Annotated in this window: 23 protein-coding genes and 1 pseudogene; 7 read left to right on the top strand and 17 right to left on the bottom strand. The window is 69.8% G+C overall.

Annotated elements, in window-relative coordinates:
• Positions 1 to 252: 252 nt before the first annotated feature.
• Positions 253 to 741: a transcriptional regulator BldD gene (bldD, locus tag HDA45_RS35700; protein ID WP_003096372.1), complete on the top strand. Its 489-nt coding sequence runs from the start codon at positions 253 to 255 to the stop codon at positions 739 to 741.
• Between the two features lie 109 nt (positions 742 to 850).
• Here bldD and nusB read toward each other — a convergent pair whose 3' ends face one another.
• From nusB to HDA45_RS35685, 3 genes are read right to left on the bottom strand one after another with little or no spacing between them, the layout of a single operon-like run.
• On the bottom strand, positions 851 to 1,315 hold the full coding sequence (gene nusB / locus HDA45_RS35695; RefSeq protein WP_184902932.1) for a transcription antitermination factor NusB: 465 nt from the start codon (positions 1,313 to 1,315) through the stop codon (positions 851 to 853).
• Positions 1,315 to 1,878, bottom strand: coding sequence for an elongation factor P (gene efp / locus HDA45_RS35690; RefSeq protein WP_184902930.1), 564 nt, complete (start codon positions 1,876 to 1,878; stop codon positions 1,315 to 1,317). Before efp ends, nusB begins: the two co-directional genes overlap by 1 nt.
• A 38-nt stretch (positions 1,879 to 1,916) precedes the next feature.
• Complete coding sequence (locus HDA45_RS35685; protein WP_184902928.1) at positions 1,917 to 3,008, bottom strand: M24 family metallopeptidase; 1,092 nt, start codon at positions 3,006 to 3,008, stop codon at positions 1,917 to 1,919.
• Positions 3,009 to 3,292: 284 nt separating this feature from the next.
• Here HDA45_RS35685 and HDA45_RS35680 point away from each other — a divergent pair, with 284 nt between their 5' ends.
• Positions 3,293 to 3,715: a hypothetical protein gene (locus HDA45_RS35680; protein WP_246481515.1), complete on the top strand. Its 423-nt coding sequence runs from the start codon at positions 3,293 to 3,295 to the stop codon at positions 3,713 to 3,715.
• On the opposite strand, the gene HDA45_RS35675 is transcribed toward HDA45_RS35680, so the two are convergent.
• The 11 genes from HDA45_RS35675 to HDA45_RS35625 form a co-directional block, all read right to left on the bottom strand.
• Positions 3,670 to 5,157 (bottom strand): glycoside hydrolase family protein, encoded by a 1,488-nt coding sequence (locus HDA45_RS35675; RefSeq protein WP_184906365.1) that lies wholly within the window; start codon positions 5,155 to 5,157, stop codon positions 3,670 to 3,672. The genes HDA45_RS35680 and HDA45_RS35675 overlap by 46 nt on opposite strands.
• 60 nt (positions 5,158 to 5,217) lie before the next feature.
• Complete coding sequence (locus HDA45_RS35670; RefSeq protein ID WP_184902924.1) at positions 5,218 to 6,144, bottom strand: GNAT family N-acetyltransferase; 927 nt, start codon at positions 6,142 to 6,144, stop codon at positions 5,218 to 5,220.
• Positions 6,141 to 6,572 (bottom strand): type II 3-dehydroquinate dehydratase, encoded by a 432-nt coding sequence (gene aroQ, locus HDA45_RS35665; protein WP_184902922.1) that lies wholly within the window; start codon positions 6,570 to 6,572, stop codon positions 6,141 to 6,143. The genes HDA45_RS35670 and aroQ overlap by 4 nt, the downstream gene beginning before the upstream one ends.
• Positions 6,569 to 7,678: a 3-dehydroquinate synthase gene (gene aroB / locus HDA45_RS35660; RefSeq protein ID WP_184902920.1), complete on the bottom strand. Its 1,110-nt coding sequence runs from the start codon at positions 7,676 to 7,678 to the stop codon at positions 6,569 to 6,571. Before aroB ends, aroQ begins: the two co-directional genes overlap by 4 nt.
• An 8-nt stretch (positions 7,679 to 7,686) precedes the next feature.
• The gene (locus HDA45_RS35655; RefSeq protein WP_184902918.1) at positions 7,687 to 8,094 is read right to left on the bottom strand and encodes a hypothetical protein; all 408 of its coding nucleotides are present in this window, start codon (positions 8,092 to 8,094) and stop codon (positions 7,687 to 7,689) included.
• Positions 8,091 to 8,615 carry a shikimate kinase gene (locus tag HDA45_RS35650; RefSeq protein ID WP_184902916.1) on the bottom strand — a complete coding sequence of 175 codons (525 nt, stop codon included), beginning with the start codon at positions 8,613 to 8,615 and terminating at the stop codon, positions 8,091 to 8,093. The genes HDA45_RS35655 and HDA45_RS35650 overlap by 4 nt, the downstream gene beginning before the upstream one ends.
• Positions 8,612 to 9,799 carry a chorismate synthase gene (gene aroC / locus HDA45_RS35645; RefSeq protein ID WP_101606724.1) on the bottom strand — a complete coding sequence of 396 codons (1,188 nt, stop codon included), beginning with the start codon at positions 9,797 to 9,799 and terminating at the stop codon, positions 8,612 to 8,614. Before aroC ends, HDA45_RS35650 begins: the two co-directional genes overlap by 4 nt.
• Before the next feature lie 47 nt (positions 9,800 to 9,846).
• The gene (locus HDA45_RS35640) at positions 9,847 to 10,458 is read right to left on the bottom strand and encodes a prepilin peptidase (RefSeq protein ID WP_184902914.1); all 612 of its coding nucleotides are present in this window, start codon (positions 10,456 to 10,458) and stop codon (positions 9,847 to 9,849) included.
• Between the two features lie 517 nt (positions 10,459 to 10,975).
• A complete protein-coding gene (locus HDA45_RS35635) occupies positions 10,976 to 11,605 on the bottom strand; it encodes an anti-sigma factor family protein (RefSeq protein WP_184902912.1) in 630 nt (209 codons plus the stop codon).
• Complete coding sequence (locus HDA45_RS35630) at positions 11,602 to 12,114, bottom strand: sigma-70 family RNA polymerase sigma factor (RefSeq protein ID WP_184902910.1); 513 nt, start codon at positions 12,112 to 12,114, stop codon at positions 11,602 to 11,604. Before HDA45_RS35630 ends, HDA45_RS35635 begins: the two co-directional genes overlap by 4 nt.
• The gene (locus tag HDA45_RS35625; protein ID WP_184902908.1) at positions 12,111 to 12,479 is read right to left on the bottom strand and encodes a hypothetical protein; all 369 of its coding nucleotides are present in this window, start codon (positions 12,477 to 12,479) and stop codon (positions 12,111 to 12,113) included. Before HDA45_RS35625 ends, HDA45_RS35630 begins: the two co-directional genes overlap by 4 nt.
• Before the next feature lie 131 nt (positions 12,480 to 12,610).
• On the opposite strand from HDA45_RS35625, the gene HDA45_RS35620 reads away from it, so the two are divergent.
• Entirely contained in the window at positions 12,611 to 13,051 is a 441-nt protein-coding gene (locus HDA45_RS35620; protein ID WP_184902906.1) for a QcrA and Rieske domain-containing protein, read from the top strand.
• Between the two features lie 67 nt (positions 13,052 to 13,118).
• Here the strand turns inward: HDA45_RS35620 and HDA45_RS35615 are convergent, their stop codons facing one another.
• Both HDA45_RS35615 and HDA45_RS35610 read right to left on the bottom strand, forming a co-directional pair.
• Positions 13,119 to 13,574, bottom strand: coding sequence for a glucose PTS transporter subunit IIA (locus tag HDA45_RS35615; RefSeq protein ID WP_184902903.1), 456 nt, complete (start codon positions 13,572 to 13,574; stop codon positions 13,119 to 13,121).
• Positions 13,571 to 13,816: pseudogene (locus HDA45_RS35610) on the bottom strand (PTS sugar transporter subunit IIB); the annotation flags it as partial. The pseudogene HDA45_RS35610 and the gene HDA45_RS35615, both read right to left, overlap by 4 nt.
• Before the next feature lie 223 nt (positions 13,817 to 14,039).
• Between HDA45_RS35610 and HDA45_RS35605 the strand changes: the two are divergent.
• From HDA45_RS35605 to HDA45_RS35590, 4 genes are read left to right on the top strand one after another with little or no spacing between them, the layout of a single operon-like run.
• Positions 14,040 to 14,828, top strand: coding sequence for a GntR family transcriptional regulator (locus HDA45_RS35605; RefSeq protein WP_076163796.1), 789 nt, complete (start codon positions 14,040 to 14,042; stop codon positions 14,826 to 14,828).
• A complete protein-coding gene (locus HDA45_RS35600) occupies positions 14,825 to 16,081 on the top strand; it encodes a PTS transporter subunit EIIC (RefSeq protein ID WP_184902901.1) in 1,257 nt (418 codons plus the stop codon). The genes HDA45_RS35605 and HDA45_RS35600 overlap by 4 nt, the downstream gene beginning before the upstream one ends.
• A gap of 39 nt (positions 16,082 to 16,120) precedes the next feature.
• Positions 16,121 to 16,387, top strand: coding sequence for an HPr family phosphocarrier protein (locus HDA45_RS35595; RefSeq protein WP_076163675.1), 267 nt, complete (start codon positions 16,121 to 16,123; stop codon positions 16,385 to 16,387).
• Between the two features lie 59 nt (positions 16,388 to 16,446).
• A complete protein-coding gene (locus HDA45_RS35590; RefSeq protein WP_184902899.1) occupies positions 16,447 to 17,271 on the top strand; it encodes a serine hydrolase domain-containing protein in 825 nt (274 codons plus the stop codon).
• Here HDA45_RS35590 and HDA45_RS35585 read toward each other — a convergent pair.
• Complete coding sequence (locus tag HDA45_RS35585) at positions 17,261 to 18,202, bottom strand: D-2-hydroxyacid dehydrogenase family protein (RefSeq protein WP_184902897.1); 942 nt, start codon at positions 18,200 to 18,202, stop codon at positions 17,261 to 17,263. The two genes, HDA45_RS35590 and HDA45_RS35585, sit on opposite strands and share 11 nt — an antisense overlap.
• Positions 18,203 to 18,204: the final 2 nt, after the last annotated feature.

The following is an 18,204-nucleotide window of genomic DNA, read 5'->3' as shown; positions in this document are numbered from 1 at the left end:
TCCTTCCCCGCCTCTCTGGACGGGTCCTTAAAGGACGTCGACTTCCTGCGTGGCGAGGAAATCGAGTCGACACTAGCAGGAGCGGGCGCTCATTCTTACGGGTGGCGCGCCCCAGGTGACGAAGGCCTCGCGAAAGCACCCGCTTGACCTGGTGACAACTATGCGTAACCATTACTCTGAGTATTCGACTCTAGGAGTCCCCTGGACCGGTCACCCCGACCGGTTGGGGGTGAGGAAACGGAGAACCACCAGATGGGCGATTACGCCAAGGCGCTCGGGGCCAAGCTCCGCGGGATCCGCCAGCAGCAGGGCCTGTCCCTGCACGGGGTCGAGCAGAAGTCCGGAGGCCGCTGGAAGGCCGTCGTCGTCGGTTCGTACGAGCGCGGCGACCGCGCCGTCACCGTGCAGAAGCTCGCCGAACTCGCCGACTTCTACGGTGTGCCGGTGGTCGAGCTGCTGCCGGAGGGCCGGGTGCCGTCGGGCGCCGAGCCCGCCACGAAGATCGTCATCAACCTGGAACGACTGCAGCAGCTCCCGGCGGAGAAGGTCGGACCGCTCGCCCGCTACGCGGCCACCATCCAGAGCCAGCGCGGCGACTACAACGGCAAGGTGCTCTCGATCCGCACCGAGGACCTGCGTTCACTGGCGATCATCTACGACATGACCCCCGGTGAACTCACCGAGCAGCTGATCGACTGGGGTGTGCTGCCGCCCGAGGCTCGACCGTCCAAAGAGGACTAGAGATGGCGACGTTTTCGGTCCGGGGGGACCGGAAACGCCAACCCGCACCACCGAGCACGAGAACGGGCCGTGCCCTCGGCAGAGGACACGGCCCGTTGTAGTACGTCTTCTAGAGAACCGCGCGAAGACGGTCGGCGATCGTGCCGATGCGGCCGAGCACGCCGTTCACGAAGCGCGGCGAATCGTCGGTCGACAGCTCCTTCGCCAGCCCGACGGCCTCGTCGATGGCGACAGGGTCCGGCACGTCCGTGGCCCACAGCAGCTCGTAGACGCCGACCCGCAGCACCGCCAGGTCCACCGGCGGCATCCGGTCCAGCGTCCAGCCCTGAGCGTGCTCCGAGAGCAGCTCGTCGATCTGGGCCTTGCGCCCGGTGACCCCCTCGACCAGCGAGATCGTGTAGTCCGCGATCGGGTCGACCTCGACCGAACCGACCCTGTCCGCCAGCAGCGTCACGGCGTCGGCACCGCGCTGGGCGGCTTCGTACATCATCTCGACGGCACGCTTACGCGCCTGACGACGGCTGATCGGACCACCGCGGTTCGGCGACTTGCCGGATTTGGCTGAGTCGGCCATCAGTTGGAGACGCGGCCCAGGTAGCGGCCGTCACGGGTGTCGACCTTGATCTTCTCGCCGGTGGTGAGGAACAGCGGCACCTGGATCTCGGCGCCGGTCTCCAGGGTGGCGGGCTTGGTGCCACCGGTGGAGCGGTCGCCCTGCAGGCCGGGGTCGGTGTGCTGGACGATCAGCTCGACCGAGGTCGGCAGCTCGATGTACAGCGGGGTGCCCTCGTGCACCGCGACCTGGACCTCGAAGTTCTCGAGCAGGTAGTTCGCGTTGTCGGAGACGGTCTCGGCCAGCACGGTGATCTGGTCGTAGGTCTCCGCGTCCATGAACACGAAGTCCGCGCCGTCCTTGTACAGGTACGTCATGTTGCGGCGGTCGACGGTGGCCGTCTCGACCTTCGTGCCCGCGTTGAAGGTCTTGTCGACGACCTTGCCCGTCAGCACGTGCTTGAGCGTGGTGCGGACGAACGCGCCGCCCTTGCCCGGCTTGACGTGCTGGAACGCGGTGACGGTCCAGAGCTGGCCGTCGAGGTTGAGGACGAGCCCATTCTTCAGGTCGTTGGTGGTGGCCACGAGTGTGCAGTCTCCTGTGTCGATCTTCCGGGCCGCCGTCAGACGACCACGAGTTCCTTGGTGCTCAGCGTGAGGAGTTCGGGCGTACCTTCCCGCACGACCAGCGTGTCCTCGATGCGCACGCCTCCGCGTCCGGGCAGATACACACCAGGTTCGACGGTGACGGCCATACCGGCGGACAGTGTACCGACGCCGGTGGTGGCGAGGCTGGGCGCCTCGTGCACCTGCAGTCCGACCCCGTGGCCGAGCCCGTGGCCGAACTCCTCACCGCGGCCCGCGTCGACGATCACGCCACGCGCCGCCTTGTCCACTTCGGACACTTCGGCGCCGGGGAGGACGGCGTCACAGCCCGCCGCCTGCGCGCGCTGGACCAGCTCGTAGATCTCTTCCTGCCACGCCGCGGGCTTGCCGATCACGAACGTGCGGGTCATGTCGGAGTGGTAGCCGTCGACCGTGGCGCCGAAGTCGATCTTGACGAAACCGCCGGTCGCGAGCACGGCCGAGGTGGGCCGGTGGTGCGGGATCGCGGAGTTGGCGCCCGCCGCGACGATCGTGTCGAACGACGGCCCCGTCGACCCGTGGCCGAGCATGCGGTTCTCCAGGTCACGGGCGACGTCCAGCTCGGTGCGGCCCGGCCGGAGCCCGCCGGCGGACACGAGGTCCTCCAGCGCCCTGTCGGCCGCCGCGCACGCCTGGCGCAGCGCCTCGATCTCCTGCTCGTCCTTGACCAGCCGCAGCTGCTCGACGAGGCCGGGCGTCCGGACCAGCTGGACCCGGTCGAAGCGCACCTTGAGGTCCTCGTGCTGCTCGACGCTGACGTGCTGGCTCTCGAACCCGGTCTTGCCGAGGTCTTTTTCGGCCGCCAGATCGGCGAGCTTCGCCGCGCTCGCGCGGTCCAGCACCCGTTCGAGATCGGGCACCTCGGTCGCCGACTGGACCGTGTAGCGGCCGTCGGTGCAGAAGATCGTCTTGTCGTCGCCGCTCGCGTGGACGAGGAGAGCGGCGTTGGACCCGGTGAAGCCGGTCAGGTACCTGATGTTGAGCAGGTCCGTGACCAGCAGCGCGTCCACCCCGGAGTCGGCCAGCAGGGAACGCAGCGCCGCGCGGCGGCGAGAGAAGTATTCACGCACGTACTGGAGTTTAGGGGGTGATCCGCCGGCGGCACGCGTTTCGTCGACTGGTTGCGCCGCCTGTGACACCCGGTGGTCCGTGAAGGACTCCTTCACTACCTTCAGGGTAGGTAAGGAGGCCTTCACCGGCGCTCGCCGCTCGGGGCTGCTGCGGGCCGCTGCCGGACAGCCCGCGCCAAGATCGCGTTCAGAGGACTGGATGAGGCGTGGGCAGGTGGGGGCACCGGTCGCTACTGGCGAGTTAAACTCACCCCATGGCACCTTGGCTGACTCGTGGACTCGTGATGGCGCTGCTGCACGGCGCGGCCGTCACCGTGCTGGCCAAGTACGAGGTCTTCAACCCCACCGACAAGACCCTCGTCACCTCGCTCGCCCTCGCCATCCTGGTGGGCGCGGCGGCGGGCTGGAGCGCCATGGACGCCTGGCAGGGCAAACCCGAGCGCGGCAGGAACTGGTTCATCGCGGCGCTGATCGCGGGCCCGGTCTCGGGCGTGCTGTACGTGATCGGCCGCGCGGTGTTCGTCGACCAGACCGGTGTCTCGGAACTCGGCGGCGCGCTCACCGGCGGCGCCGCCTTCTCGGCCCTGCTGGTGCTCATCCCGGCCGGGCTCGGCCTGTTCGTCGGCGGCCGGATCATCAAGACCGAAGACGACGAAGAGGATCAGCCCGCGAGCGGGAAACCGGCCGGGAAGCCGTCCCAGGCCTGATCGCTGATCTCCTCGACGGTCGAGTCGTTCAGCGCGGCGGCACCGGCGTCCGGTACGGCGAACAGCTTGCCGTCGAGCACCACGCCGACCCCGCGGCCGGGAGCGTGCACCATCCTCGCCCCGGCGCTCAGCCGGGCGGCCTGCGGGAATTTGCCGACGGGCTCGAGCCGCTGGTCCAGCACCTCGCCCGCGAGCGCCGCCGCCACCGAGCGCCGGTCGACCCGCACCAGTTTGCCGTCGGCGACCAGGTCGATGGTCCGCTGCGGCGAGGGCATCGCGACGCCCTCGAAGGCGATCCGGGTCCGGGCGTCGCCGTCGCAGGCCCGCGAGCCTCGGACGTCCAGGCCGAAATGCTTGAGGTCGGTCGGCGCCCCCGCGCCGCCGACGATCGTGGCCCGGACGACGTCGAACGGGACCCTGTCGCAGACGTCGCCCGAGGACAGCGGCGCGTGCCCGTCGGGCCGGCGGACCAGACCCGGGCCCTCCTTCCAGGCGCCGGGGATGATCGCCGGCCGGTACGGCTGCGCGGAGAAGTCCCTGGTCCAGAAGGTGAGCGTGGTGCCGTTGTCGGTCTCGTGCGCGATCACGAACGCGTCGAGCGCGCCGACCCACATCAGATCGGTGCTGAACCCGTCGACCAGCGAGCGGGTGCGCGGCGAGACCGTGCTGGGCTTGGGCACGAAGCCCTGCTCCCCCAGCGTTTCCACACCCTGGCTGAAGGCCGCGTCCTTGGCTCGCAGCAGGAACTGCCCGGCGCCGTTCCACCCGGCGGCCTTGGCCGTGGTGTCGGTGAAGAGCACGTAGAACCAGCCGTCGAGGTACACCGCCGAGGGCTGCCCGGCGCCGTAGACGTTGTTGGCGCGGTGCACGTCGTGCGCGGGGCCGATGATCGGCTGCCCGCCCGCGGCGCGGGTCCAGGCGAGGCCGTCGGGGCTGGTGGCGAGCCCGATCGAGTTGCCGAGCGCGTGATCGCCCGCCGCGCCGGTGTAGTACATGTAGTAGGTCGAGCCGACCTTGATCACCGACGGGTCGCAGGTGTGCATCCCGTCGAAACCGCCGGGCGCGCCGGAGAACACCGCCGCCGGGCCGCCGCCGGACGGACCGGTGAAGGGGCCGTCGAGCGAGGGCGACTGCGCGTAGAGGATGTCGTCGCCCGGGGGCGGGGCGCTGCCGTACTGGCTGCACCACCACATCCGGAGTCTGCCGCCGTCCCGCATCACGGTCGGGCCGTAGTTGTAGACCGCGTCCTGGTCGCCTGCCGCGACCACGCCGCCGCCGGCACGGGGATCGCTCGTGGCGAGCTCGACGTCCATCGGCCTGGGCTTCTCGCCGGGCGTCAGCTGGACTCCGCCGATCCCGCCGCCTTTGCCGTCGGCCTGGGACTGCGTATGGCCGTCGCTGCAGGCCATCAGGAGCGCGCCGACCGCGAGGAGGGCCACCACGACACGGGCGGGTCGCCGACCACCACGAAAAAGGCGCATGATGGCCGAGTGTAGCGAGACTTAACCCAGCCGGGTGACGTCACTCCCCGGTAGGGCTACCAATTCCACTTCGAAGCCATCGGTGTTTTCGAGGTAGGCGGCGTAGTGGTGATCACCGCCCGCATACGGATACTTCTCCGCGAACAGGGGCGACCAGCCGTGTTCGACGGCCTTCGAAGCCAGTTCGTTCACCCGATCGCGGGTATCGACGTGCAGTGCGAGATGGTTCAGGCCCGGCGCGGTGCGCTCGTGCTTTTCCCCGCTGAGCGCGGGAGAACGCTCGACGACGAGGTAGGTCGCGCCGTGTTTCCAGCTGACGCCGTCGGGCCAGCGCTGGAATTCCCGCCAGCCGAGTTCGCCGAGCAGCCAGCCCCAGCTTTCCTCGGCGCGCGCGAGATCCGGCACCCACAGTTCGATGTGGTGGGCCCGCCCGTGCTCCGACGGCAGCGCGACGAGCACCCGGTGCGGCCCGCTGCCGTAATGGTCACCGCTGCCGACGTCCAGGAAACCCAAGCGCCGCACCAGGTTCAGACTGGCCACATTGGACTCGCCGACCAGCGCCCACACCGAGGACAGGCCGAGCCCGACGAGCCCGTGCGCCAGCAGGGCCTTCGCGGCCTCGGTCGCCAAACCCTGCCCACCGTGCGCACGCGCCAGGTAGTAACCGATCTCCGGCACCCCGCCGGGCAGCTCTTCCGACGGCCGCAGATGCGCGAGGCCGATCACCTCGCCGTCGCGTTCGATCGCCCAGTGCCCCATCCCGGCGGGTCCGCTGTACGCCAGCCGCCTGCCGACCATCGCGCGGACAAGGTCCGGATCGGTCAGCGGGGTCGCGAAATGCGCGCTCAGCGCCGGGTCGGCGAAGAGCTCGATGATCGCCTCGGTGTCGGACTCCTCCAGCGCGCGCAGCCGCAGCCGCGCCGTCTCGAGTTCGGGCGGGTTGTTCATGCCGCGTTCGCGGCCATCCAGCGCAGTGCCAGCGGATACCCGTCGACCCCGAGCCCGGCGATGACGGCGGTCGCGATATCCGAAAGCACGCTGTGGTGCCGGAACTGCTCGCGTTTGTGCACGTTGGAGATGTGCAGTTCGATCAGCGGCGCGTTGAGCTGGGCGGCGGCGTCGCGGACCGCGATCGAGTAGTGCGTCCACGCGGCCGCGTTGAGCACCACCGGCCAGCCCGCGTCGGCGGCTTCGTGCAGCCAGCCGACCATCTCGCCCTCGTGGTCGGTCTGGCGGACCTCGACGTCGATCCCGAGTTCCTTGCCGGTCTCGACACAGGTTTCGACCAGGTCGGCGTGCGTCGCGGAACCGTAGATACCGGGTTCGCGCAGACCGAGCCTGCCGAGGTTGGGGCCGTTGAGGACGAGCACCTTCACAGCAGCACGCTCCCGCCGGCCTTGGGGGCCTCGCCCGCCACCACCGAGTACGCCGCGGCGAGCAGAGACGGGTCCGGGCCTTCCAGCCTGCCGGGCTTGGCGAGCCCGTCGAGGACGACGAAGCGCAGCACGCCCGACCGGGTTTTCTTGTCGCCCTTCATCGTCTCCAGCAGGTGCGGGAGCGCGTCCGGGTCGTAGGTGGTCGGCAGGCCCAGCAGCTTGAGCACCGACGTGTGCCGCTCCGCGGTGGCGTCGTCGAGACGGCCCGCGAGGCGCGCGAGTTCGGCGGCGAACACCAGTCCGACGCTGACCGCGGCGCCGTGACGCCACCGGTACTTCTCGCGGCGCTCGATGGCGTGGCCGAGGGTGTGGCCGTAGTTGAGGATCTCGCGCAGGTTCGACTCGCGCAGGTCCGCGGCGACGACGTCGGCCTTGACCTGGATCGAGCGTCGGACCAGCTCACCGAGGACCTCGCCGGTGGAGTCCAGCGCGGCGGCGGAATCCTGCTCCACGAGTTCGAGGATGCGCGGGTCCGCGATGAACCCGGTCTTGACGACCTCGGCCATTCCGGCGACGAGTTCGTTGGGCGGCAACGTCTCCAGCGTCGCGAGGTCGACCAGGACCGCGCTCGGCTCGTGGAAGACGCCGACGAGGTTCTTGCCGGCCTCGGTGTTGATGCCGGTCTTCCCGCCAACCGAGGCGTCGACCATGCCCAGCAGTGTGGTCGGCACGTTGACCAGGCGCACACCGCGCATCCAGGTCGCGGCGACGAAACCGGCCAGGTCGGTGACGGCGCCGCCGCCGAGCCCGACGACCACGCCTTGGCGGTCGAGGCCGATGCGGCCGAGGACCTCCCAGCAGAAGCTCGCGACGGAAAGCGCCTTGCCGTCCTCGGCGTCGGGGATCTCGACCCGGTGCGCGTCGATCCCGGCCTCGGCCAGCTCGTCGCGGATGGCCTCGGCGGTGGTCGTCAGCGTCGGCGGGTGGATCAGCGCGACCTTGGAGGCGTCGGCGAGCTGCTCGGTGAGCTCGCCCAGCAGGCCGCGTCCGATGACGACGTCGTAGGGCTTGGCGGTGTTGACGGTGATGCGGACCGGCTCGGTCATCGTTCCCCTCACTTCGGCGGAAGCCGCTTGGCCCTCGCGACCTCGCAGGTGATCTTGCCCTTGACCGGGGTGTCGCCCGGGATCTCTTCGGTCACCTTCTGGCCGGGTGTCATCCGGTTCTTGGCGAACAGCGCCTCACCGGACTCCTTGCCCTCGGCGTCCTTGATCGCGATGGTGACGGCGTAGCGCGCGTCCTCGCCGGTGCTGTTGGTGACCTCGATGGTGATCTTCGGCGTGTAGCTGCCGCTGTCGCATTTGGTGACCTTGACGTCGGCGGCGACATCCGCCTCCGGGGCGGAGCTCGTGGGCGCGCTCGTCTGGATGACGTCGGCACCGGCGGGCTGCTTTTCCTCGCCGCACGCGGTCAGGGTCAAGGCCACGACGGCGAGGAGAACGCCGGCGGTGGTGCGCTTCATGGCTGTTCCTTGCTGATCTCGGTCAGCCCGATGACGGCGGCCTGGACGACCTCGTCAGGTGTCAGCTGGTCGGTCTCGATCTCAAAAGAGGCCACCTCGCGGTACACGGGCAGCCTCGCGTCGAGGAGCGCCTTGTAGGTGGCGCGGGGGTTGACCCCGGCCAGCAGCGGGCGCGCTGTCGACAGCCCGGCGCGCTGCACCCCGGCGGCCATCCCGACGTTGAGGAAGATCACCGTGTGCCCGGCCAGCCGCTCGCGGGTGCCCGGCGTGATCGGCGCTCCCCCGCCCAGGGAGAGGACGCCGTCGTGTTCGGCCAGCGCCTTCGCGACCATCTCCTCCTCCAGCGCGCGGAAGGCGGGCTCGCCCTCCTCGGCGAAGATGTCGGTGATGGGCTTGCCCGCGCTCGCGACGATGTCGTCGTCGCTGTCGCGGAAGGCGAGGCCGAGCCGGGCGGCGAGCGCCGGGCCGACCGTGCTCTTGCCCGAACCCGGCGGCCCGATGATCACCGCGCGAGGGGTCACCAGCGCTCCTCGAGCGCCTTCAGGTAGCCCTCGACGTTGCGCTTGCCCTCGGCCAGCGAGTCCCCGCCGAACTTCTCCAGCGCGGCGTCCGCGAGGACCAGCGCGACCACCGACTCCAGCACGACACCGGCGCGGGGAACCGCGCAGACGTCGGAACGCTGGTGGATGGCCACCGCGGGTTCGCCGGTGGTGACATCCACAGTGGACAGTGCTTTGGGGACGGTCGAGATCGGCTTCATCGCGACGCGCACGCGCAGTGGCTCGCCGTTGGTGATGCCGCCTTCGAGACCGCCCGCGCGGTTGGACCGGCGGGTCACGCCGACCGGCCCGGTGCCGCGATCGATCTCATCGTGGGCCTGGCTGCCCCAGCGCTTGGCCGTGGTGAAGCCGTCGCCGACCTCCACGCCCTTCATCGCCTGGACGCCCATGAGCGCGCCGGCGAGGCGGGCGTCGAGCCTGCGGTCCCAGTGGACGTGCGAACCGAGGCCCGGCGGCAGGCCGTAGGCGATCACCTCGATCACGCCGCCGACGGTGTCACCCGCCTTCCGCACGGCGTCGACCTCGGCGACCATCGCGTCGGTCCCCTCCTGGCCGAAGGCGCGGACCGGGCTCTCGTCGATGGCGGGCAGATCCGACGCCACGGGCAGCGGGCCCTCCGGCGCCGAAGCTCCGCCGATGGACACGACGTGGCTCAGGATCTCGACCCCGAGCAGCTGCTTGAGGTACGCGCGGGCCACCGTGCCGAGCGCCGTCCGGGACGCGGTCTCGCGGGCGCTCGCGCGCTCCAGCACCGGACGGGCCTCGGGGAAGCCGTACTTCTGCATGCCGGGCAGATCCGCGTGGCCGGGGCGGGGACGGGTCAGCGGCTCGTTGCGCGCCAGACCGTCCAGCTCCTCGGCCGGTACGGGATCGGCCGACATGACCTTCTCCCATTTGGGCCACTCGGCGTTCTCGATCTGGACCGCGACGGGGCCACCCTGGGTGAGCCCGTGCCGGACGCCGCCGGTGAACTCGATGTGGTCGGTCTCGAAGCCCATCCGGGGGCTGCGGCCGAAGCCGAGCCTCCGTCGCGCGAGCTGCTCGCCCACTTCGGCGGTGGTGACCTCGACCCCGGCGGGCATCCCTTCCAGGATGGCGGCGAGGGCGGGTCCGTGCGATTCCCCTGCGGTTATCCAGCGCAACACCTGACAGATCCTGTCACAACCTCCTCTCCGTCCCAGGACAGGCCGGGCTATCCCGGACCAGGTCCGGCGAAGACGGCGAGCGCCCACGCCGCGACCAGGAGACCGGGACCGTGCGGCACCGTCGGATGCCGGGGCCCGCCCACCGCGAGCGCCACGCTCAGTAGTGCCGCGGCGACGGCGCCGAGCACGACCGACGGCCAGCCCGTCGCGGCGAGGACCGCGCCCAGGCTCCCGGCGAGCTTCACGTCACCGGCGCCGAGCGAGCGCGGCGACAGCGTGTGGACGAGCGCGTGCGCCCCGCCGAAGACCAGTGCGCCCAGTACCGCCCGCCAGGCGATGTCCGCCCCTCCCCCGCACGCGGCGACCGCGAGCGCGGCGGCGAGGGCCGGGTACGCGGGCAGGGTCAGGATGTCGGGCAGGCGGCGGTACTTGAGGTCGGCGAGCGCCAGCGGGACCGCGAAGACCGTCAGGACGGCCGGGACCGCGAGCCACCACGACGGCCAGGCTCCCGCTTGGTGACGCAGGCCGACCGCGAGGAGCAGCGCCGCCGCGAGGGCCGCCGCCCACGCCGTCACCGGTGCTCCGGCCCGGCGCAGGCAGGAGCGCGTGGCGAGCGCCGATCCGGCGCCCGCCACCGTGAAGGCGATCGGCAGGAACACAAGATCAAGAGTGCGCCCGGGGTGTGGCGGGAGGCAAGTTTTTCTTTTCGTGACAGGGACTTTCACGCGCAGCCGCAGTGGCTGCTGGTGCGGGTGGGCGATCCGCAAGTCCGTGAAGGGCCCCTTCCCTACCTTCAGGGTAGGCAAGGGGCCCTTCACGGACCCGGACCCACGAACAACCCCAGCAGGCACTCAAGACACGCTTGGGCCTGACCCGAAACGCCACTCCCGAGCAACCCGTCCCACGTGCTTCAGGAGCGGCACCTGTCACGGTCGGCAAGCGGGGCGGGTGGCGCTTCGGCCGCGGTGCCGGTGACGGGCCCGGAAGGGGTGTGTGGAAATAGGGACATTCAACGTCCCTATTTCCACACGGCCTCACCCGACGACACCGGAGCCCTGCTCCACTCACGCCCCGGACCGACCACCGGCCGCACCAGTCCTCCGCACTTCCGAAACTTTTCGCACCGTCGGCAATCCGCCCCGTCTCCGGCGCCGAAGGCCTGTCATGACACCGGGATCAGGGGTTCATCCGCAGCAGCGGGAGACCCGAGGGCGTGCGGATCTCCAGCGCCTTGATGTCGCCGGTGCGCATCGCGGTGCCGACCACGATGTGCGCGGTGTCCTTGGGCATCGCGCGCCAGGACGCCAGTTCGCTGGTGCCGCCGTCGGCATCGACGGCGACCAGGATGTAGTCCCCGGTGCGGTTGCCGCCGTAGCTGCAGGTCATGTCCACCTTCGTGCCGGTGTCCGTGGCGGACATCGCGACCTCGGCGGTCACCGGGTAGTCGCCGAGCAGGGTCATCGGGTTCCCCGCCGCCGCGATCGGCCCGGTCAGGACGACCGCGAGCGTGACGCCCGCCGCGACGGCCACCCCGGCCGCGGTGGCGGTGATCGCCCGTTGGATCCGCCTTCCCCGGCGGACCCGTTTGAGCACGGTCGGCAGGAGTTCCGGCGAGGGCACCGGTTCCTCCTCCAGCAGCGCCGGGGCACCGGCCTGCGCGAGGAGACCGGGGATCCCGGCCAGATCGCGGACCGAAGCGGCGCACTGGTCGCACACGCGAAGGTGTTTCTCGTAGGCGAACCGGTCTTCCGGGGACAACGCACCGAGCACGTAGGCCGCGTCGTAGGTGGCGAAGGGGTCGGTCATTGAGTCACCCCTCTTTCCTCCAATACCAGCCGCAACGCCCGCAAGGCGTAGTGCGTCCGCGATTTGATCGTCCCTTCGGCCACACCCAGCCGCTTCGCAGCGTCGGCGACGGAGTAACCCTGGAAATAACACAGAACGAGTACGTCCCGATGTCTCGGCGAGAGCTCGCCGAGGGCTTCGGCGACCAGCCAGCCCTGAACCGCCCGCTCGGTGCCGTCCGTGACCGCCGTTTCGGGCGGTTCGCCGGTCACCACCTCCGGATGCGCCTCGGAAGCACGCCAGTCGTCGATGGCGATCCGCCTCGCCACGGTGAACAGCCAGCCCCGCGCCGACCCCTCGGACTGGTCCAGCACCTTGGCGTTGCGCCAGGCCCGCAGCAGCGTCTCCTGGACGACGTCCTCGGCGCGGACCCGGTCGCCGCTGGTCAGGTGCAGTGCGTAGGACCAGAGCGCCGCGGCGTGCTCCTCGTGCAAAGCCCGCATCAGCCGGTCCTCCGCGAATTCCTTCACCGATCCGTGCCTTCGCGGTTGAGGAGCAAAGGGAGGGCGAAGACCACGCAGGCCACTTCGGTGATCACGCCCCACAGTTCGGCCTGGGTGGTGAAGCGCTCCGAGACGCCGAAGAACCCTGTTGTCAGCGAAAGCACGTACGCGCCCAGCGTGGCCAGGCCGAAGCCGATCGCCGCGAGCGCGGGAAGCCAGTGGTGCCAGACCAGGACGGCGACAGCGAGGACCACGCCTGCCACCACGTTCACCAGGAAGAGTGGTCCGACCACCGCCGTTTCGGACGCCCAGTCCTGCCATACGACGTAATGCACCCACGCCGAGCCGAGCAGGCCCGCCGCCACCACCGCCCGCAACAACCACCGGATCATGTCCGTATCTCTTTCCGCGTGTTCGGTTCCCCTATGCCTTTGAACACGGAAAAGAGGGGCTCTCGGTTCAATCCGGCACCCGATGGTCGGCGAAATTGAACCGGATGGCCGCTCCGGCCGTGTGTATGGGCATGACTGCCGAACTCCACTCCCGCCGCACCGTCCTGACCACCGGGGCCGCCGTCGCCGGCGCGGCCGTCGGCGCCGTGGCCCTCACGGCCTGCGGAAGCGACACCCCGTCGTCCGGCTCGGCCGCCGCGCCGCCAGCCGCGGCACCGGGCGAGGCACTGGCCGCGCTCTCCGACATCGAGGTCGGCCAGGCGAAGGCCGCCAAGACCGCCGACGGCAAGGACGTGATCGTCACCAGGACCGCGGAAGGCACCGCGGCCGCGTTCAGCGCGATCTGCACGCACCAGGGCTGCGCGGTCGTCCCCGAGGGCGCCGAGCTCAAATGTCCTTGCCACAACTCGATCTTCGACGCGGCGACCGGCGCGGTCAAAAAGGGGCCCGCAAACCAGCCGCTGCCCTCGATCGCGGTCAAGGTCGCCAACGGCCAGGTCGTCACGGCCTGACGAGTACACGAAAGGTCCCTTTAGGACGGAATTACCGTCCTAAAGGGACCTCTTCGAGTCAAAGACTTCAGCTGTCCCAGGTGAAGATCGGGTCGCCCGCCTCGACGTCGCCGCCGGTGAGCAGTCCCGAAAGGACCTCGGCCTTCGCGTCGAGCGCCACCACGGGCACGATCGGCGAGTAGCCCGCGGCCGCGACGGCGTCGGGGTCCCAGCCGATGACCGGCTGCCCGGCGCGCACGGCCTCACCCTTGACGACGTGGAGGGTGAACCCCTCGCCCTTCTCCTTGACTGTGTCGATCCCGAGGTGGACCAGCACCCCGCGGCCGTCTTCGGTGGCCACGACGTAGGCGTGCGGGTGCAGGGTCACGACCGTCCCGTCGACCGGCGCGACCGCGTCCTGGCGTCCGCCCGAGGGCAGGACCGCGAGGCCGGGGCCGACCATCGCCTGCGCGAAGACCGGATCGGGCACTTCGGTCATAGCGGTCGTCTTACCGCTCACCGGGCTCAGGATCTCGAGACTCACAGCAAGTCCTCGATGTCACTGGCGATCGTGTCGGCCTCCGGCCCCACGATGACCTGGACACCGGCTCCCATGCGCACGACGCCCATCGCGCCCGCGGCCTTCAGCGCCGGCTCGTCGAGCAGGCTCATGTCTTCGAGCTCACAGCGCAGCCGGGTGATGCACCCTTCCACCTCGATGACGTTCTCGGCGCCGCCGAGCGCCGCGAGGATCTTTTCCGGCCTGTCATCCGCCATCGCGGTCTCCCTGTTCCCTGTCGGTTTCCCACATGCGAACCAGCTTTACTACGCCGTTCGCCGACTCGCACCCGATCCCTGGCCACGAACGCGTAACGGTGGTTGACACCCGCTCGTGCGACGGAGCATCCTGCCCCATCGGATCATTGGTCTAGACCGGAACGTACCAATCTTCCGGACCAGATGCGAGTACGGGTACCCAACCGAACGGACCGAAAGGACGGTGACCGTCATGAGCGCTTCGGCGCAGCTGCCGCCGTCCGACCGTGTGATCAACGGACCGACGCCCAAACACGCCCAGCTGCGGGAGATTCTGCGCCGCACGGTGGAGCGTGAGCTACCCCCCGGCTCACCGATCCCCTCGGAACGTGACCTGGCCGAGACCTATCAGGTGTCGAGGCTCACCGTCCGGTCCGCGATCGGCAAGCTGGTCGAAGAAGGACTCCTGTCGCGCGTGCGTGGCAAGGGGACGTTCACCGCCGCGAGGCGGATGGAATTGCAGCTCTACCTGATGTCTTTCACCGAGGACATGCGCCGTCGCGGGATGACCCCGACCACGGAGGTCGTCAAGACCGCCACCGAGGTCCCGCCCGCCCCTTCGGCACACGCTCTCGGCCTGACCGCCGGAACCCCGGCACACCGGCTGGTGCGGCTCCGCCGTGCCGACGGGGTGCCGCTCGCGGTCGAACGCGGGTGGTATCACGCGGGCCGGATGCCCGGTCTGCTCGATCTCGATCTCACCCGATCGTTGTACGTCCAACTCGCCCAGTCGTACGACCTCCGCCCGGACCACGCGTGGCAGACGGTCTGGGCCGAATCCGCGGACCGCGAAACGGCACGCCTGCTCGGCATGCGCGCCGGCAGTCCGCTCCTTGTCTTCCGCCGGGTCTCCAGCGTCAACGGGGAACCGATCGAAGACATGACTTCCTGGTACCGGGGCGATCACTACCAGGTCACCATGCAGCTGGACCGGAACACCCCGGATTCCGGTCACCATCCTCACTACGGAGGTACCCGATGAGCTCCACCACCGCCGAGGGGGCGAAGAGCAAAGGCAAGGGACTTGCCGGCCTTCAGCGCTTCGGCCGCAGCCTCATGCTCCCCATCGCCGCCCTGCCCGCCGCAGCGCTCCTGTCCAGGCTCGGTCAGCCTGACCTGCTCGGCAAGGACGGCCTCGGCTGGGACAAGGCCGCCGCGGCCATCGGTGCCGCGGGGGACTCGCTGTTCAACTGGCTGCCGCTCCTGTTCGCGGTGGGTATCGCGGTCGGGTTCGCCCGGAAGAGCGACGGTGCCACGGGCCTCGCCGCCGTGGTCGGCTTCTTCGTCTTCACCAGCGTCCTTCGCGTCTTCGCGCCGTTCGAGGAGCTTCCCGGCTGGGACCCCGAAAAGCCCGCCGGCCTGATGCTCAACCCGATCAAATGGCCCTACAGCGTGCTGGCCGGTGTGATCGTCGGCCTCGTCACCGCGCTGCTGTGGCAGAAGTTCTACCGCATCAAGCTGCCGCCGTACCTGGCCTTCTTCGGTGGCCGCCGGTTCGTGCCGATCATCACCGCCCTGGTGCTGCTCGTCCTCGCGGTGCCGCTGGGCCTGGTCTTCCACTGGGTCAACGACGGCATCCAGGCCGCCGGTGAAGCGGTCACCGGCGCGCCCGTGGTCGGTGGCGGTATCTACGGCTTCCTCAACCGGCTCCTGATCCCGGTCGGTCTGCACCAGCTGCTGAACGTGCCGGTGTGGTTCATCTTCGACGGTGGCGACCTGACCCAGTTCTTCAAGGGCGACCCGACCCGCGGCACCTTCATGACCGGGTTCTTCCCGATCTTCATGTTCGCCATCCCCGCCGCGGCGCTGGCGATCTGGCAGACCGCGAAGCCCAGCCAGAAGAAGATCGTCGGCGGTGTGATGATCGCCGGTGCGCTGACCTCGTTCCTGACCGGTGTCACCGAGCCGATCGAGTTTTCGTTCATGTACGTCGCGTGGCCGCTGTACCTGATCCACGCGGTCCTGACCGGTACCTCGCTCGCCCTGGTGAACGCGCTCGACATCCACCTCGGCTTCGGCTTCTCCGCCGGTGCGATCGACTTCGGGCTCAACTTCAGCCACCCGGCGGCGAGCAGCAACGTCTGGCTGCTCATCCCGATCGGCCTGGCCTACGCGGTCGTCTACTACGTGATCTTCCGGTTCGTGATCACCAAGTGGAACCTGCGCACGCCGGGCCGCGAGGACGACTCGATCGAGGCCGATCTCGAGGCAACCGCGGCCAAGCCCGTCAAGTAGTTTCAGCTCCAAAGAACAAAGGCACGAAAGGGAAAGAACATGCCGGAGAAACGCGTCACCGTGGCCAGCAAGGTGGGCCTGCACGCCAGGCCCGCGGCGACGGTCGCCAAGGCGGCCGCGGCGCAGCCCGTCGCGGTGTCCATCGCCAAGGCGGGCGGTGACCCGGTCGCGGCCGGCAGCGTGCTGAACCTGATGACGCTCGCCGCCGGCTACGGCGACGAGGTCATCATCAGTGCCGAGGGTGAAGGTGCCGAGGCGGCCGTCGACGCCATCGCCGAGCTGGTGGCGACCGACCTCGACGCCTGATCCCCACCACTGCGAAGCCCGGGCCGCCCCGACCGGCCCGGGCTTCGTAGGGTGTGGGCATGGAGAGCGTGCGCGAGATCGAACAGTGGCCGGTGGACAACGCCGCCACGGCCGTGGTGACCGCCGCCGGTGACGTGCTGGGCACGCACGGCGACCCGACGAAGGTGTACCGGCTGGCGTCGGTGACCAAACCGCTCACGGCCTACGCCGCGCTGATCGCCATCGAAGAGGGCGTCGTCGAACTCGACACCCCCGCCGGGCCGGAGGGCTCCACGATCCGGCACCTGCTCGCGCACACCTCCGGACTGGCCTTCAACGAGCACAAGCGGATGGCCGAGCCGGGCAACCGGCGCCTGTACTCCAACGCCGGGTTCGAGCAGCTGGCCGACGCGCTCACCGAACATTCCGGCATCCCCTTCGCCGACTACCAGGCGGAGGCGCTTTTCCAGCCGCTGGGCATGAAGGCGACCCGGCTGACCGGCTCGCCCGCCTCGGGCGCGGAGTCCACTGTGGACGATCTGGTCGCGTTCGCCGCCGAGCTGCAGTCCCCGAAGCTCATCGCCGCCGAGACGGTGCGCGAGGCGACCTCCGTGGTCTTTCCCGGACTTTCCGGTGTCCTGCCCGGATTCGGCCACCAGAAGCCGAACGACTGGGGCCTCGGTTTCGAGATCCGCGACCACAAGAGCCCACATTGGACCGGTTCGGCGAGCTCACCGCGGACCTTCGGCCACTTCGGGCAGTCCGGCACTTTCCTCTGGGTCGATCCCGACGCCGGTGCCGCCTGTGTCGCGCTCACCGACCGCGCTTTCGGCCCGTGGGCGGCCGAGGTGTGGCCGCCCTACACCGACGCCGTGCTCACGGAGCTGCGCCGCCTCACTCCATGACGCGGACCGGTGCGCCCGCCTGGAAGGCCGCGATGTCCTCGACGGCGTCCCGATAGAAGATCTCGTAGGCCTCCCGGGTGACGTAGCCGATGTGCGGCGTGAGCACGACATTGTCCAGCGTCCGCAGGGGGTGCTCCGAGGGCAGCGGCTCGACGTCGTAGACATCCAGCGCGGCGACCGCGATCTCCTTGCGGCGCAAGGCGTCCACCAGGGCGGCTTCGTCCACGATCGGGCCACGCGAGGTGTTGACGAGCATCGCCGTCGGCTTCATCGCGGCGAGTTCGGATGCGCCGACCAGCCCCCGGCTGCGGCGGCTGAGCACCAGGTGGACCGACAGGACGTCCGCGCGGGCGAACAGTTCGTCCTTCGACACCGCCGTCACGCCATGGGGTTCGGCCTTCTCCTGGGTCAGGTTCTGGCTCCAGGCGATGGTTTCCATGCCGAACGCCTTGCCGATCTTGGCCGCGCCCGCGCCGAGCCTGCCGAGCCCGAGCAGCCCGAGGGTCTTGCCGGACAGGATCGTGCCGACCGTGGTCTGCCAGCCGCCCGCGCGCATGTTCGCCGACTCCTCCGGCACGTTCCGCGCGGCGGCGAGGATCAGCGCCCAGGTGTGCTCGGCCGCCGGGGCCGCGATGTACCCGGTGGAGGAGACGACCACGCCGTTGCGCCGGGCGGCGGCCACGTCGATCGCGGCGTTGCGGTGCCCGGTGCTCACCAGCAGCTTGAGCGCGGGCAGCCTGTCGAGGACCTCCGCGGGGAAACGGGTGCGTTCGCGCATCGCGACCACGACGTCGAAGTCCCGGAGACGGGCCACCACCTCGGCCGGATCCGCGAACGGCTTCGTGAACACTTCGATGTCGGCGCCGAGGGAGTCCCAGTCCCCGAAGCCGAGCGCCACTTCTTGATAATCGTCGAGAATCGCGATCTTCATGG

It is taken from the genome of Amycolatopsis umgeniensis, assembly GCF_014205155.1.
Taxonomy (GTDB): domain Bacteria; phylum Actinomycetota; class Actinomycetes; order Mycobacteriales; family Pseudonocardiaceae; genus Amycolatopsis; species Amycolatopsis umgeniensis.
This window is presented reverse-complemented; position numbering and strand designations above follow the sequence as displayed.